The organism is Pseudomonas sp. o96-267, from assembly GCF_003935465.1.
GTDB lineage: Bacteria > Pseudomonadota > Gammaproteobacteria > Pseudomonadales > Pseudomonadaceae > Aquipseudomonas > Aquipseudomonas sediminis.
Map to the genome: position 1 here is coordinate 43,531 of NZ_RHQP01000034.1, position 14,820 is coordinate 58,350.

Annotated in this window: 15 protein-coding genes and 1 pseudogene; 10 read left to right on the top strand and 6 right to left on the bottom strand. The window is 59.0% G+C overall.

Going from position 1 to position 14,820, the window contains the following annotated elements; genetic code table 11:
* The first annotated feature begins 57 nt into the window (after positions 1-57).
* Positions 58-1,059, top strand: coding sequence for an LLM class flavin-dependent oxidoreductase (locus tag EGJ86_RS20305; RefSeq protein ID WP_125836405.1), 1,002 nt, complete (start codon positions 58-60; stop codon positions 1,057-1,059).
* An 84-nt stretch (positions 1,060-1,143) separates the two neighbouring features.
* Positions 1,144-1,569, top strand: coding sequence for an OsmC family protein (locus EGJ86_RS20310; RefSeq protein WP_099526767.1), 426 nt, complete (start codon positions 1,144-1,146; stop codon positions 1,567-1,569).
* 59 nt (positions 1,570-1,628) lie between these two features.
* On the opposite strand, the gene EGJ86_RS20315 is transcribed toward EGJ86_RS20310, so the two are convergent.
* Entirely contained in the window at positions 1,629-2,051 is a 423-nt protein-coding gene (locus EGJ86_RS20315; protein ID WP_099526768.1) for a hypothetical protein, read from the bottom strand.
* A gap of 124 nt (positions 2,052-2,175) precedes the next feature.
* On the opposite strand from EGJ86_RS20315, the gene EGJ86_RS20320 reads away from it, so the two are divergent.
* Entirely contained in the window at positions 2,176-3,237 is a 1,062-nt protein-coding gene (locus tag EGJ86_RS20320) for an aminopeptidase (RefSeq protein WP_125836406.1), read from the top strand.
* A 64-nt stretch (positions 3,238-3,301) separates the two neighbouring features.
* Positions 3,302-3,532: a DUF1161 domain-containing protein gene (locus EGJ86_RS20325; RefSeq protein ID WP_106734182.1), complete on the top strand. Its 231-nt coding sequence runs from the start codon at positions 3,302-3,304 to the stop codon at positions 3,530-3,532.
* Positions 3,533-3,605: 73 nt separating this feature from the next.
* Here the strand turns inward: EGJ86_RS20325 and EGJ86_RS20330 are convergent, their stop codons facing one another.
* The 4 genes from EGJ86_RS20330 to EGJ86_RS20345 form a co-directional block, all read right to left on the bottom strand.
* Complete coding sequence (locus tag EGJ86_RS20330; RefSeq protein WP_125836407.1) at positions 3,606-4,253, bottom strand: HAD family hydrolase; 648 nt, start codon at positions 4,251-4,253, stop codon at positions 3,606-3,608.
* Between the two features lie 59 nt (positions 4,254-4,312).
* Complete coding sequence (locus tag EGJ86_RS20335) at positions 4,313-5,284, bottom strand: hypothetical protein (protein WP_125836408.1); 972 nt, start codon at positions 5,282-5,284, stop codon at positions 4,313-4,315.
* Positions 5,285-5,429: 145 nt separating this feature from the next.
* Entirely contained in the window at positions 5,430-5,930 is a 501-nt protein-coding gene (locus tag EGJ86_RS20340; protein ID WP_177432891.1) for a GNAT family N-acetyltransferase, read from the bottom strand.
* On the bottom strand, positions 5,927-6,469 hold the full coding sequence (locus tag EGJ86_RS20345) for a gamma carbonic anhydrase family protein (RefSeq protein WP_125836409.1): 543 nt from the start codon (positions 6,467-6,469) through the stop codon (positions 5,927-5,929). Before EGJ86_RS20345 ends, EGJ86_RS20340 begins: the two co-directional genes overlap by 4 nt.
* 130 nt (positions 6,470-6,599) lie before the next feature.
* Between EGJ86_RS20345 and prlC the strand changes: the two genes are divergently transcribed.
* Both prlC and EGJ86_RS20355 read left to right on the top strand, forming a co-directional pair.
* Positions 6,600-8,648 carry an oligopeptidase A gene (prlC, locus tag EGJ86_RS20350; protein ID WP_125836410.1) on the top strand — a complete coding sequence of 683 codons (2,049 nt, stop codon included), beginning with the start codon at positions 6,600-6,602 and terminating at the stop codon, positions 8,646-8,648.
* Positions 8,645-8,938: a YheV family putative zinc ribbon protein gene (locus EGJ86_RS20355; protein ID WP_125836411.1), complete on the top strand. Its 294-nt coding sequence runs from the start codon at positions 8,645-8,647 to the stop codon at positions 8,936-8,938. The genes prlC and EGJ86_RS20355 overlap by 4 nt, the downstream gene beginning before the upstream one ends.
* Before the next feature lie 73 nt (positions 8,939-9,011).
* Here EGJ86_RS20355 and EGJ86_RS20360 read toward each other — a convergent pair whose 3' ends face one another.
* Positions 9,012-9,800 (bottom strand): helix-turn-helix domain-containing protein, encoded by a 789-nt coding sequence (locus tag EGJ86_RS20360; RefSeq protein WP_125836412.1) that lies wholly within the window; start codon positions 9,798-9,800, stop codon positions 9,012-9,014.
* 81 nt (positions 9,801-9,881) lie between these two features.
* Here EGJ86_RS20360 and EGJ86_RS20365 point away from each other — a divergent pair, with 81 nt between their 5' ends.
* The 4 genes and pseudogenes from EGJ86_RS20365 to EGJ86_RS20380 all read left to right on the top strand — a co-directional run.
* Positions 9,882-10,868: a bile acid:sodium symporter family protein gene (locus EGJ86_RS20365; protein ID WP_125836413.1), complete on the top strand. Its 987-nt coding sequence runs from the start codon at positions 9,882-9,884 to the stop codon at positions 10,866-10,868.
* A 76-nt stretch (positions 10,869-10,944) separates the two neighbouring features.
* Positions 10,945-11,172, top strand: a pseudogene (locus EGJ86_RS20370) (radical SAM protein); the annotation flags it as partial.
* Positions 11,173-11,257: 85 nt separating this feature from the next.
* Positions 11,258-13,612 (top strand): site-specific integrase, encoded by a 2,355-nt coding sequence (locus EGJ86_RS20375; protein WP_125836415.1) that lies wholly within the window; start codon positions 11,258-11,260, stop codon positions 13,610-13,612.
* Positions 13,609-14,820 (top strand): site-specific integrase (locus tag EGJ86_RS20380; RefSeq protein ID WP_177432893.1); only part of this gene is annotated, 1,212 nt, incomplete at its 3' end. The genes EGJ86_RS20375 and EGJ86_RS20380, both read left to right, overlap by 4 nt.

Here is a 14,820-nt window from a genome sequence, read left to right on the forward strand (position 1 = left end):
TGCGCAGCCTGAACCGGAGAGGTTAGAGTAGCCGGCCACGCAACGAGGAGACTCCCTATGAGCCGACTGGCCTCCATCAAGCTCTCCACCCTCGACCTGGCGCCGATTCGCGACGATGGCGATGCCGCTCAAGCCCTGCATAATTCGCTGGCGCTGGCTCGCCACGTCGAGGGCCTCGGCTTCGAAAGATTCTGGGTGGCCGAGCACCACAACATGGACGGCATCGCCAGCTCCGCCACCTCCGTGCTGCTCGGCTACCTGGCCGCCGGCACCTCGAAGATCCGCCTTGGTTCTGGCGGGGTGATGCTGCCCAACCATGCGCCACTGGTGATCGCCGAGCAGTTCGGCACCCTGGCCACGCTCTACCCCGGGCGGATCGAGCTGGGCCTGGGTCGCGCGCCCGGCGCCGATCAGTACACCGCCAATGCCCTGCGCCGCAGCCGTGATGGCAGCGCCGACGACTTCCCCAATGACGTCGAAGAGCTGCAGGCCTACCTCGGCCCACGCCAGGAAGGACAGCGGGTGATCGCCATGCCTGGCGCAGGGACCAACGTGCCGATCTGGCTGCTCGGCTCCAGCCTGTTCAGCGCTCAGCTAGCCGGCATGAAAGGCTTGCCCTATGCCTTCGCCTCGCACTTCGCACCACGCTACATGCACGAGGCGGTGCGCACCTACCGCAACCACTTCCGCCCCTCGGCAGTGCTGGACAAACCCTACGTGATGCTCGGCGTACCGTTGCTGGCAGCCGACAGCGACGAGCAGGCGCAATACCTGGCCACCTCCGCGTTCCAGCGCATCCTTGCGCTGATCCGTGGTCAGAGCCTGGTGCAGCGCAAACCGGTGCCAAGCATGGACGGCCTATGGCTGCCGCACGAGCGCCAGGCAGTCGGCGAGTTCTTCGGCCTGGCTACCATCGGCGGACCGCAGACCGTGCGTCAACGCCTGGAACAGTTGCTGGAGCAGACCGAAGCGGACGAGCTGATCTTCACCTGCGACATGTACGACTTCGCCGACCGCCTGCACGCCTTCGATATCCTCGCCGAGCTGAAGAACGGTTGAGGGCGAACTTTGTGTGCGTTACCGCCCTCTGAATCAGAACAGGCCGCCAGACCGGTGGCCCCGTTCATACGATGGGAGACGCACATGAAGAAGACAGCTTCAGCCCACTGGCAAGGTGGTATCAAGGACGGCAAAGGCACCATCTCCACTGAAAGTGGTGCCCTCAAGGAATCGCCTTATGGCTTCAACACCCGCTTCGAGGACAAGCCCGGCACCAACCCCGAAGAGCTGATCGGCGCCGCTCATGCAGGCTGCTTTTCCATGGCACTGTCCAAGGAACTGGGCGACGCTGGTATGACTGCCGAGAGCATCGACACCAAGGCGCAAGTGACCCTGGAGAAGGTGGAAGGCGGCTTCGAAATCAGTACCGTGCACCTGACGCTGCGCGCGAAAATTCCAGGTGCAGATCGCGCTGCATTCGAGAAAGCGGTGGAAGCGGCCAAGACCGGCTGCCCAGTCTCCAAGGTACTGAAGGCCACGATCACCCTGGAAGGCATACTCGAAGCCTGACCTCGCAGCGGCGGCGCACCCGATGATCAGCGGCGTGCGCCGTGCGCAACAGCCCCGGCCTAGATGGCTGTCCCACAACGCATTACCTCACCCCGCGCCAGCACATTGCGCTGCTCGTCATACAGCCACGCCTGCGCCTTCATCAGCTGCTGGCGTGCCTCGACGCGGTAGCGTTGGCCGGCCGCAAAGTCGTCGTAACGCAGGCGAATCTCGCAGGTCATGCGCAATGGCTCGCTCTGCATACCTATCGAGCCACCGCTACGCACCTCGAACTGAAAGCGCGTTTCCAATTCATGCTTGCCGGGCGTCAGCTGGAAGTAGCGGCCATCCGGCCAGCGCTTGCCGTCCAGGCGATCGGCCATCAGCAAGGTATCGGCGCTGGAATACAGTTCGACCCAGGCCTGCTGCGGGTCCGGCTTGGGCAGGGGAGAAGCACAGGCCCCGAGCATCATCAGGGCGGGAGCGAGAAACAGGGCGCGCATGGCGACCTCCACGGTAGGGTTCAGGTACCAGCCTACATCGGGAGGCAGGCAAAACCGAGGCGAAACGGGCGTATTCGAACCAGTGGGGCTGGAGACAACCCATGCGATCAGCTAGCGTGACGACATGCCCAACGCCTTCCCTAAAGACCTGCTGCGCCGCTACGCGGTTCCCCTGCTCGCCCTGCTGCTGGGCGGCTGCTCGACCCTCGATTACTACGCCCATCTTGGCCAGGGCCAATGGCAATTGCTGCAGGCGCGCCAGCCAGTCGAACGGCTGCTAAGCAACCCTGCCACAGACCCCGACCTGGCCAGGCGCCTGACGCTGAGCCAGCAGGCGCGGGACTTTGCCAGCGCGCAGCTGCAACTGCCCGAGAACCGCAGCTATCGCCTGTACGCCGACCTGGAGCGTCCCTTCGTGGTGTGGAATGTATTCGCCACGCCGGAGTTTTCCCTCGACCCCGAGCTGCATTGCTTCCCCATCGCCGGTTGCGTCGCCTACCGCGGCTACTACCAGCAGGGTCGAGCCCGCGGTGCTGCCGCGCTGCTGCGCCAAGAGGGCCTGGATACCTACATCGGCGGCGTCGAGGCCTACTCAACCCTAGGCTGGTTCGATGACCCACTGCTCAACACCATGCTGCGCTGGAGTGACGAGCGCTTCATCGCGGTGATCTTCCATGAGTTAGCGCACCAGCAGTACTACCTGCCAGGCGATACGGCCTTCAACGAGTCCTTCGCCACCTTCGTCGAGCGCGAGGGGCTGCGTCAGTGGCATTCGGCCCGCAATGAAACACCGCCGGCCAGCGATGATCGCCAACGCCAGCAGTTCATCGAGCTGGTGCTGGCCAGCCGCGAGCGCCTGCAACAGCTCTACGCCAGCGACCTGCCGGAGTCAGCCATGCGCATCGCCAAACAGGCCGAGTTCGAGCGCCTGCGCCGCGACTATCGCGCCTTGCGCCAGCGCGAATGGGGCGGCCAGGGTCGCTATGACGCCTGGATCGAGAGCCCGTTGAACAACGCCAAGCTGCTGCCCTTTGGCCTCTACGATCAATGGGTGCCAGCTTTCGCCGCACTGTTCGCCCGGGAGGACCGAGACTGGCGCGCGTTCTATGCCGCAGTGGCAGCACTCGGTCGGTTGCCGCAGGCAGATCGTCGGGCCGCGTTGGAAAGCCTGATGCAAGACGACTAGAACTGATTGGCACATTGCCAGTCCAACCTACTCAGGTTTTCGCCCAACACCGGAGGTACAAGCGATGCAACGACTGATTCCCGCCCTGGCCCTGATGCTACTCGCTGGCGGCGCACTGGCCGCGCCCAAGCCCTGCGAAGAACTCAAGCAGGAAATCGAAGTGAAGATTCAGGCCAACAACGTGCCCAGCTACACCCTGGAAATCGTGCCCAACGCCGAAGTTCAGGATCAGAGCATGGTCGTCGGCAGCTGCGACGGTGGCACCAAGAAGATCGTCTATCAGCGCAACGGCTGATACACCCCTGTAGGAGCGAGCTTGCTCGCGAAGCTTTTGCTTTTATTCGCGAGCAGAGTTCGCTCCTACAGTTTCAGCAGATGAAGGCCTGACGCATTTCCTCCAGCGTTTCGAAGTGGAAGTCCGGCGCCTCGCCGAGCAACTCCTCACGACTACCGAATCCGTAACCGACCGCCACCGCCTGCAAGTCATTGCTGCGCGCGCCAATCAGGTCATGCTTGCGGTCGCCGATCATCAGCGCCGAGCCGGGCGCCAGTCGTTCCGACTCCAACAGATGCGCCAGCAGCTCCACCTTGTTGGTGCGGGTGCCATCCAGCTCACTGCCATAGATGCGCTTGAAATAGCGGTCGAAGCCGAAGTGCCGGGCGATTTCCTCGGCGAATACCGTCGGTTTGCTGGTCGCGATATACAGCGTGCGGCCCTGCGCTATCAGCGCCTCGAGCAGCGTCTCTACGCCATCGAACACCCGGTTTTCATACAGCCCGGTCACCCGGAAGCGCTCGCGGTAGTGATTGACCGCCTGCCAGCCGGTGGCCTCATCCAGCGCGTAGGTGGCCATGAAGCACTGCAACAAGGGCGGGCCGATGAAATGCTCCAGCGCGGTCAGGTCCGGCTCGTCGATGCCCAGCTTAGCCAGCGCATACTGCACCGAACGGGTGATGCCCTCACGCGGGTCGGTCAGGGTGCCGTCGAGGTCGAAGAGAATGGTGGAGTGATGCATGGCGGGCGCCTATTCGCAATCGAAACAGCCGCGAAGGATACCCGCCTTTTACCGCTGGCTCACGCCTCAGCGGCCTGCGCGTGATAGCCCCAACGCAGCCCGAGGCGAGTGAATGGCCACAGCAGCACCAGTTGCAGCAGGCTGAAGAGCAGCATCAATACGAGGCTGTTTCCCAGGCCAAGCCAAAGCAGCGCCAGCAGTACAATGCCGCAAAGCAGTGCACTGCCTATCCACAATGACAGAGTGATCGCCACCGCCGCTGCCAGCCGTCCACCCTTAAATCCTCGCACCTGCGCTGGCAGTGCCGCACGTGCGGTGAAGAACGCGACCAGCAGATACAGCCCGGCATTCACCAGGTTGACCAGTGCCTCCCAGCCCTGCAGCTCGTACCCGTAGGCCATGCCGCTCAGCAGCTGGGTGGTCATTCCGGCCAGTTGCAGGGAAGCCACCACGACGGCCAGCGCGAAGCACCAGGCCAGTGTCGCCCCCGGCACCTGCAAATCGTCAGCGACGACTTCGGCCTGGTGTCGAAACAGGTGCAGCAGCAGCCAGAGCGGTAGCAGCACCTCAAGGCAAAAGGTCAACAAACCGACGCCCCACCAGCCGAAGCCCATCAGCAGGCGCCCACTGCCGTAGGTATCCGTCTGTTCATACAACCACATGTACAAATGCCCCGAGGCGTACCCCAGCCCCCAGCTCAGCAACAGATACAGCACCCCATAGCTCACCAACAGCACTGCCGGCTGCCGGTAACTCGCCACGCTGTGGCGCTCCATATAGACATTAGCCAGCCAGTAGACACCCAGCCCGGCCATCAGCAAATGGGTTAGCCAGTAGCTGGCGACGTAACGCAGCCAGAACATGGCATCGGTGGCGACATCGTTCATCAGCCACCCGATCAGCGTGACCGCGATGCTGACCACGCTTATCAGCAGCGCCACACCCACCAGATGCAGCGGCAACACCGGCAGTTGCCTTGCGCCCAATGTCGGTGCGAGCGGTTCGGGAGCGAAGGGATTGGGTTCGGTCATGGGGCGATCCTTGTCGTCGAAACAGTCCGTTGGAGGTAGTCGGAGAATAACTACCTTGTTGACGCTGGAAAGTGCAAAAGCCCATTTGCGTGCTGCAGTCGATGCAGACGCCAGGCTACTCATCCGCCTTACTAGCGCGTGCTTATCAGTCCAGCAAACTACGAAACATCACATGGCAATCCACCAATCCATGCCGGGCGTGGCGGTAGGCCTTGGGCAAGGTGCCGACTATCGCGAAGCCGTGTTTCTGCCACAGAGCCACCGCGACCTCGTTGGTGGCCACTACGCTGTTGAACTGCATGGCGCTGAAACCCAGCTCGCGCGCCACCTGCAGCGAATGAGTGCAGAGCCGGCTGGCGATGCCGCGGCCACGGGCGGCCGGGGCGGTCATATAGCCGCAGTTGCATACGTGATCACCCGGCCCAGCGGCATTGGCTTTGATGTAGTAGGTGCCGAGAATCTGCCCGTCCTGTTCGGCAACGAAGGTCGCGCGGGGCAGTTCGACCCAGGTTTTCCAGGCCGTTTCGCGATCCATGTTCGGGTCGAAGGCGTAGGTTTCCTGCGCCTGCACCACGTCACGGATGATCGGCCAGACCTGGTCGAAATCGGCTGCCTCGATGGGCCGGATGATCAGTTCATCGCTCACTGGTCGTAGCCTTCAGCCAAGTGCAGGTCCTTGAGCTTCACGTAGTTGCCGGCCGTGTAGCTGAAGAAGTTGCGTTCCTTGTCGGTCAGCGGGCGGGCCTGTTTCACCGGGCTGCCGACGTACAGGTAGCCGCTTTCCAGGCGTTTGCCCGGCGGCACCAGTGAGCCTGCGCCGATGATCACCTCGTCCTCGACCACCGCGCCGTCCATGACGATGCTGCCCATGCCGACCAGAATGCGGTTGCCCAGGGTGCAGCCATGCAGGGTGACCTTGTGCCCGACGGTCACTTCATCACCGATGATCAGCGGGTAGCCCTCGGGGTTGAACGGCCCGGCGTGGGTGATGTGCAGCACGCTACCGTCCTGCACGCTGGTGCGCGCACCGATGCGGATGCGGTGCATGTCGCCGCGGATCACGGTCATCGGCCATACCGAGCTGTCCTCGCCCAGTTCGACGTCGCCGATGACCACGGCGCTGGCATCGACGAAAGCCCTTTCGCCAAGCTGTGGAGTGGCTTGTTGGTAAGTACGAATCGCCACGATAGAAATCTCCTGGGCTGCGGGAAAGCTTGATTCTAATTAAGATCACCCCCATGTCGGTTGCTATCGCGCCAGAATTATTACTGCTCTGCGCCGCAACCCCACATTCATTCGCCACAGGTGCCTCGTCGTGACCGCGAACAATCCCCTGCTGCAAGACTTCGACCTGCCGCCCTATTCGCAGATCAAACCGGAACACGTCGAGCCCGCCGTCGACCAGATTCTGGCGGACAGCCGCACCGCCATCGCCAAACTGCTCGAGGCGCAGCAGGCCAATCCGAGCTGGGATGGTCTGGTGCTGGCGCTGGACGAGCTGGGCGCGCGCCTGGGTCGGGCCTGGAGCCCGGTGAGCCACCTCAACGCCGTATGCAACAGCGCCGAGTTGCGTGCGGCCTACGAGGCCTGCCTGCCCAAGCTGTCGGAATACTGGACCGAAATGGGCCAGAACAAGCCGCTGTTCGAGGCCTATGACGCGCTGGCCAAGAGCCCGGCAGCCGAAGGCTTCGACGTGGCGCAGCAGACCATTCTCGAACACGCCCTGCGTGACTTCCGCCTGAGCGGCATCGATCTGCCGGCCGAGCAGCAGAAGCGCTATGGCGAAATCCAGATGCGTCTGTCCGAGCTGACCAGCAAATTCTCCAACCAGTTGCTCGACGCTACCCAGGCCTGGACCAAGCACATCACCGACGAGACGCGCCTGAACGGCCTGACCGACTCGGCCAAGGCGCAGATGAAGCAGGCCGCCGAGGCCAAGAGCCTGGACGGCTGGCTGATCACCCTGGAATTCCCCAGCTACTACGCGGTGATGACCTACGCCGACGACCGCGCCCTGCGCGAAGAGGTCTACGCCGCCTACTGCACCCGCGCCTCCGACCAGGGGCCGAACGCCGGGCAGAACGATAACGGCCCGCTGATGGCCGAGATTCTCGACCTGCGTCAGGAACTGGCACGCCTGCTCGGCTTCGCCAACTACAGCGAACTGAGCCTGGCCAGCAAGATGGCCGAGAACACCGATCAGGTGCTGAGCTTCCTGCGCGATCTGGCGGTACGCAGCAAGCCCTTCGCCGAGCAGGATCTGAGCGAGCTGAAAGCCTTCGCCACCGAGCAGGGCCTGGATGACCTGCAAAGCTGGGACGTCGGCTACTACAGCGAGCGCCTGCGCCAGCAGCGCTACAGCATCTCCCAGGAAGAAGTGCGCGCCTGGTTCCCGGTGGACAAGGTGCTCACCGGCCTGTTCGCCATCGTGCAGAAGCTCTACGGCATCGAGATTCATGAGCTGAAAGGCTTCGACACCTGGCACCCGGATGTGCGCCTGTTCGAGATTCAGGAGAATGGCCAGCACGTCGGCCGCTTCTTCTTCGATCTCTACGCCCGCGCCAACAAGCGCGGCGGCGCCTGGATGGACGGCGCACGCGACAAACGCCGCACCGCCGACGGCCAACTGATCGCCCCGGTAGCCAACCTGGTGTGCAACTTCACCCCGCCGGTCGGTGGTAAACCGGCGCTGCTGACCCACGACGAGGTCACCACCCTGTTCCACGAGTTCGGCCATGGCCTGCATCACCTGCTGACCCGCGTCGAGCACGCCGGCGCCTCGGGCATCAACGGCGTGGCCTGGGACGCGGTCGAGCTGCCGAGCCAGTTCATGGAGAACTGGTGCTGGGAGCCGGAAGGCCTGGCGCTGATCTCTGGCCACTATGAAACCGGCGAGGCGCTGCCACAGGCCATGCTGGACAAGATGCTGGCGGCGAAGAACTTCCAGTCCGGGCTGATGATGGTGCGCCAGCTGGAGTTCTCGCTGTTCGACTTCGAGCTGCACGCAACCCACGGCGACGGCCGCAGCGCGCTGGACGTGATCGAGGCGATCCGCAGCGAAGTCTCGGTGCTGCGTCCACCGGCCTACAACCGCTTCGCCAACGGCTTCGCACACATCTTCGCCGGTGGCTATGCGGCCGGCTACTACAGCTACAAGTGGGCCGAAGTGCTCAGCGCCGATGCCTTCTCGAAATTCGAGGAAGAAGGCGTGTTCAACGCCGATACCGGCCGCGCCTTCCGCGAAGCGATCCTCGCCCGTGGCGGCTCGCAGGCGCCGATGGTGCTGTTCGTCGACTTCCGTGGCCGCGAGCCGAGCATCGACGCCCTGCTGCGCCACCTCGGCCTGAGCCAGGAGGCCGCATGAGCGACGCCCCGGTGAACAGCACGCCAAAACGCTTCATCGCCGGCGCCGTGTGCCCGGCGTGCAGCGAGACCGACAGCATCAAGATGTGGAACGTCGACGGCGTGCCGCACCGTGAATGCGTCAAGTGCGGCTATGCCGACACTCTCGACGCACGCGGCAACTCGGTGCCCAAGGAGATCCCCACGCGGGTCAACGTCAGCGGCCTGAAGCCCAAGGCGGCCGACCCCAACGTGCAGGCGGTGCAGTTCTTTCCCAATCCGAAGCTGAAGAAGCCGAGCGAGCCCAGCTAGTCCGGGCATTCTCGGGTGGGTTAGCGGCGCCGAGCGCCAATGGTGCAGGCGAGTTGCACCCACCTGACTTTACTCACGAAAAAAACTCCCCGGGAGTCGCACCAAACTGGCGGCGAAAAGCAGCGATAAACGCCGATAGCGAGTCATAGCCGCAGGCCAGCGCCACATCGGTGACACGCTCGCCCTGCTCCAGCGGGGTGAGCGCATCGAGCAGCCGCTGGCGCTGGCGCCACACGCGAAAGCTCAGGCCCGTTTCACGCAGGAACAACCGGCTCAGGGTCTTTTCCGACACTCCCAGGCGCTCGCCCCATTCGGCCAGCCCCAGCTGACGCAGCGTCGCATCCTCCAGCCCCTGACACACCTCGCGCAGCCGCGTGTCTTGCGGCAACGGCAGCATCAGCGCCACGTCCGGTGCAGCGCGCAGCTCGTCCAGCAACACCGCAGCCAGCCTGCCAGGTGCACCCTGCTCGTCATACTCGGCCGGTAACGCACTGAAGCCGCGAATCAGCTCGCGCAGTAGCGGGCTGACCGCCAGCACTCGACATTCGGCCGGCCCCCAGGGCACCGCGCTGCCGTCGATGTACAGACTGCGCATCTCGGTACGCGGCGAGCTGAATACCTGATGCTCGACACCTGCCGGTACCCACACCGCGCGCTGTGGCGGAGCGACGAAGCGCGCGCCAAGAGTCTGCACCTCGAGTACCCCGGCGATAGCGTAGGACAGTTGCACCCAGGGGTGCGTATGGCGAAAGGTCAGGGCGCGGTTGGTCAGCGATTCGGTGCGGCCATAGAGTGGCCTAGGCAGGCTCGGCAGCTCGGGCAGGCTGCGATGCAGGGTGGCGGGCTGTCTGTTTGTCGACACTTGCTGGCTCTTTAGCGTTAGCCGGAAATTTTCGATGACGATAGTCTGGCGGCCTCCTGTATCGCAAGTCCGAGATTCGCCATGTTCCTGCGCCGCCTGCTGCCCGACAATTTCACCCTGACCCTGCTCGCCGTGGTACTCGCCGCCACGCTGCTGCCTGCCAGCGGCCAGATCGCCACGATCTTCGAGTGGATCACCAACCTGGCCATCGCCCTGCTGTTCTTCATGCACGGCGCCAAGCTGTCGCGCCAGGCGATTCTTGCCGGCGCCGGACACTGGCGTTTGCACTTGCTAGTGTTCGCCTGCACCTTCATCCTCTTCCCGCTGCTCGGCCTGGCACTCAAGCCGGCTCTGGAGCCGCTGCTGGGCAAAGAACTGTACCTGGGCATGCTCTACCTGTGCGCCCTGCCGGCCACCGTGCAATCGGCCATCGCCTTCACCTCGCTGGCGCGCGGCAACATCCCGGCGGCGATCTGCAGCGCTGCAGCCTCCAGCCTGCTGGGTATCTTCCTCACCCCGCTGCTGGTGGCCTTCCTGATGGGCGTGCACGGCGACAACGGCTCGACCCTCGATGCCATCGGCAAAATCAGTCTGCAGTTGCTGCTGCCCTTCGTTCTCGGCCAGATCGCTCAGCGCTGGATCGGCGGTTGGGTCAACCAGAACAAGAGCTGGCTGAAATACGTCGACCAGAGCTCGATCCTGCTGGTGGTTTACACCGCCTTCAGCGCCGCCGTTATTGGCGGCCTGTGGCAGCAGGTACCGCTGACCACCCTGCTGCTGGTGATTGCCGCCTGCTGCGTGTTGTTGGCACTGGCCCTGGTGCTGACCCACCTGCTGGGCAAATGGTTGGGCTTCAGCCTGGAGGACCGCATCACCATTCTCTTCTGCGGCTCGAAGAAAAGCCTGGCCACCGGCGTGCCGATGGCCCAGGTGCTATTCGCCGGTAGCGCCATCGGCGTACTGATCCTGCCGCTGATGCTGTTCCACCAGATCCAGCTGATGGTCTGCGCGGTGCTGGCGCAGCGTTATGCCAAGCGCGAGGAAGCGCCGCAGATCGCGACCGTTTGATCGACACCGCGACAGAAGGGACTTGCTTGCGCTTCAAATAACTGTATTTTTATACAGTATATTTTGGAGTCCGAGCATGTCCATCAGCCTGCCGCCACGTGGCCGTGGTACCGCCAGCAATCCGCACAACCGTTATGCGCCGACCCGTTCGGAGCAGGAAGACGACGGCTGGTATCAGGACGAGACCCCACAGAGCCGCGCCACCGAAGTGCGCAAGGAGCAGGCGAAGACGGCGATCACCCGCAACAACTCACCGGATGTCGGCTTCGACCGTTCGGTGAACCCCTACCGTGGCTGTGAGCACGTTATCGTTGACAAAGAAATGTATGGCCAGAGTGTCTAGCTATCCTTGATATTGCTGGCTATAGACCCATCCAAATGGACATCAGATGCCACGCAAGCCTTTCTCCAAGTCTGCACTTGAGTCGCGAGAACGACCGACCCTCCAGCGAAAGCTCCCAGAAAACACCCCCCAAGCGATTCAAGAAAGAAGCACTGCTAGGGGACAAGTCGATGTTTCAGCTCAAGGGTTGCTTGTCCGAAACAAGACTACTGGCACAAGGGAATACGTCCGTGACTTCACAGATCTTGTCACTGAGTATCCGCACCATAAATTAATTGTCCAGCAGTTACTTATAGGTGCGCAGCTCCATTCCGCAAAGAGATTGATCACATATCAATCCCATCAAGACATCTATTACTCAATTCAAGAGTTTGTGCTGTTTCTTAATAGCGCTGAGCCGATCAATAAATCAGTCAAAGGTGTTGCTGATGTCGATGGGCAGGTATGCGTGAATTTTAGGTCATTTCTAATTCGTTCGTATCCAGGTCGCACCGTAAATAGAAAAAGATACGGCGCATTAAAAAATATCTTCCTTTCGTTGAAGAATAAATATAAAGGGCAGAGCTGGGTCGGCAAAGGGTTTGAATGGCCGACTGGACCGGGGATGAACGAGCAAGTAACAGAAGGATACAGCAGGGAGATTCATAATAAGCTTGTGGAGGGATGCCTGATCGATATTAAGTTTATTATGAAGTGGATGGAGAGTTACAACGGTGTAGTGGAAGGCGGGAAGCCAATTCTGGCATACGATCTTTCATTAGAAAACCTGATGTTTGATCTGGTTGTAAAAGAGCAAACTAAAAGATCCAACGGGTCAATCAAGGCGACACACATTAAAGGGTTTGAGTGGGTTATACGCTCCACTGGAGATGTTAAAGAATACATACGGGCAAATGGAATAAGTATAGAGAAGTTTCTGGGCATTTACCGAGCCCGCGCCCATGAACTGGCGGCTAAAGGTCGCCCTGTAGTTGGTACTGAGGTCAGTGAACGGGGAATGGTGTATGGCTGTGATCGAGAAGAATCTGGGCGAATTGCAACTGCAAATGTAGGAAGACTTTATCCAGATTGGCCTATGCAAGTGAGCTTCGAGGAAGCTGGACATCTCTTTTCCACAGAGTGGAGTAAAAACACCGCTCACGGAACAAACAAAAAATATTCTACGCTGGAAAAAAAATTACGGTCGGCCTTGATGTATATGAGGGTTGGGCCAGAGCACCTACCCTATGAAGTAGGTCAAATGGCATACATCAGCAGAGTAGCCTTCACAATGGGAACTATATTCCCATTCTTTCTCTTCGTGATGTTGCAGACGGGCTGGAACTTTGAGGTTGTGGTATCGATAAGCGATAACCTAGACGACCATATTGAGGAGGACCTTTTGGATGATGACTATGTGATTATTTATGGGTACAAGGGACGGTCAGACAAAAGCCAAATGCATAGATCAAACAAGCGAGATAAGTTTGGCACGTATCAGATCTTGCGCTTTGTTGCCGCTGAAGTAACCAAGCATTTGTCGTCGCCTCATTATTTAAAGGGTAAATTATTTCAGTGTGTCATTTCGAAGAATCTGTGGAATAAGTTTGGTCGCTTATGCACGCCGGTGACCACTACGAATTTTGGGCACGCATCAACGGAGTTTCTACATCGCCACCGCATAAAATTGGATACGGATACCAAATCCCCCAGAATTGAAACGAAACGTCTTCGAACTACTTACGAAACTCGACGGAGAGAACAGGGTTTAGATATAGACGAAGTTTCGGCAATGATGGGGCATTCGGATATCGATACCACAGTGAATCATTATGATAGTGACTGGGGGTCGGCAGAAATATTAAATGAGCGTCTAAGGAAGATTCAGAGAAAGCATGAAGAAGATTTTAGGCGTTACTCAGCAAATCTTCTTACAGATGTGTCTTTGGTTGAGCTGCGTGAAGCCACTCTACGCTGCGGTAGTAAAGAAGAACTACGATCAGTTGTTGCACCATTAGTCGGTAGGCTGAATTCTTCTGAAGATTCGGTAATACAGTTGCTTTCTCCGGAAGGTCAGACATTCATTGCAAGTTGTCTAAATTCAAGACGACCAGATTGGCCAGGCGCTGAAAGTTTTCTTAGAACGGATACGCCTTGCAACTACTTCAATCGTTGCCCGTTATGCTCACAGTGTGTGATCTTCAAAGAAGCATTACCTTTTATTGCAAGAAGAATTTCCGACCTTGACGGTCTGAGGGAGCGGTTAAATCCCTTAGAATGGGAGAAAAGCTATCGCGCTGAGTATTTAGCGTGGAAGGGGGTTCTAGAGGGCTGGGGGGATCCGATTGAGGTTGCTGAGGCAATAGATCGATCGGAACATAACGGTTTTGCACTGCCATTGACAATGATAGGGCTCTCATGACAACTCCAACACGTGACCAAATAAAAGCCGTTTTAGAAGAAATAAGGAATGGACTGGGTTGTCACGAGGAAGAGTCAGAGCCTATCGCTACTGAAGAAGATGATGAGGTTCTGAGTGGCGACTCTTCACTTGGGATCATTTGCGATAGTGTAAATTTACTCAATCTTTCCAGAATTGATAAGAACGAGTGGAGTTATATTAGGGTAAGTCCTAGAAGCTCTTTCGGCGATCCGGTTTGGGATTTTGGGGATTACCCCTCCCCTTATAGGTCTCCCATACGTATCAATTTTGACTATGTGAATATGTATGGCGTGAATGTTTGTGGAGTAGGACACGAACATTGGGTGAATATTGCTAGGGCGCTACTATTTTACCGTGTACCGCATTTCGGAATTCGTGGTCGTATTAATGCTTATACATCTCTTGAGACAGATAAAACAAAAGTATTAAGACTCGTAGGGTTGTTTCATGCCGAAGGTCTATATTTAGGTTCAGAAAATTCACCAGATTTTAGGACGGTGAATGATTTGGCCAAGTCGAGTGTGGAGCACTATATAGAGTCGCTGCCCACATCTGGGATTAAGTGGGAATTCTGTTACTTAATGTCCTTCTGGCAGGGCGTGTCATCGATGGGTATGCTTCCGCCAGAGTACTCACTATACGATTCATACGTAACTAAAGAGCTTGTCGCCAAATATAGAAGAGAATACGACGAGTCCTGTCGACCTTTCGAACCCATTCCGCTCGATGACTATGCAGAAATATTTAGATACTGTGTGGGGTTTGTTGAAAACTATAGCGATGACGTCCTTTGGCTGTATAAAAATTTTGCGCCAACCATAGTAGGCGCTTTTGAGAACCCCGAAAAGCTTGCCGCGATAAATTTTGGCGTGTCAACGGCGTCCGTTGAGGGAGTTAAAAGATTTAGGGATTATAAACCTAAGTTACTAGATAGCGGTATTCCCTGGTGGGGAATAGAAATCAAGGAAAGAACGCATGAGAATGATGAGGGGGAGTATATAAATCAAACTGCTGTGATTAGCGTTGTTGTCTCTCTGATCGATGCGTGTATCGTGCTTCTTCTATGCCTTACTGGGATGCGCCGATCAGAGGTCATTGGACTTAAGGTGGGGCGGCGGCAAAAACTGAGTGCAACACCTGACCTTTCCGGTACGGTGCTGCCCCTATGTCTTATACCGAACTCAGCG

Bases quoted from the DNA above. Each gene is read 5' to 3' on its own strand.
- EGJ86_RS20305 (WP_125836405.1), top strand. From the start codon at position 58: ATGAGCCGACTGGCCTCCATCAAGCTCTCCACCCTCGACCTGGCGCCG.
- EGJ86_RS20310 (WP_099526767.1), top strand. From the start codon at position 1,144: ATGAAGAAGACAGCTTCAGCCCACTGGCAAGGTGGTATCAAGGACGGC.
- EGJ86_RS20315 (WP_099526768.1), bottom strand. From the start codon at position 2,051: ATGCGCGCCCTGTTTCTCGCTCCCGCCCTGATGATGCTCGGGGCCTGT.
- EGJ86_RS20320 (WP_125836406.1), top strand. From the start codon at position 2,176: ATGCCCAACGCCTTCCCTAAAGACCTGCTGCGCCGCTACGCGGTTCCC.
- EGJ86_RS20325 (WP_106734182.1), top strand. From the start codon at position 3,302: ATGCAACGACTGATTCCCGCCCTGGCCCTGATGCTACTCGCTGGCGGC.
- EGJ86_RS20330 (WP_125836407.1), bottom strand. From the start codon at position 4,253: ATGCATCACTCCACCATTCTCTTCGACCTCGACGGCACCCTGACCGAC.
- EGJ86_RS20335 (WP_125836408.1), bottom strand. From the start codon at position 5,284: ATGACCGAACCCAATCCCTTCGCTCCCGAACCGCTCGCACCGACATTG.
- EGJ86_RS20355 (WP_125836411.1), top strand. From the start codon at position 8,645: ATGAGCGACGCCCCGGTGAACAGCACGCCAAAACGCTTCATCGCCGGC.
- EGJ86_RS20365 (WP_125836413.1), top strand. From the start codon at position 9,882: ATGTTCCTGCGCCGCCTGCTGCCCGACAATTTCACCCTGACCCTGCTC.
- EGJ86_RS20375 (WP_125836415.1), top strand. From the start codon at position 11,258: ATGCCACGCAAGCCTTTCTCCAAGTCTGCACTTGAGTCGCGAGAACGA.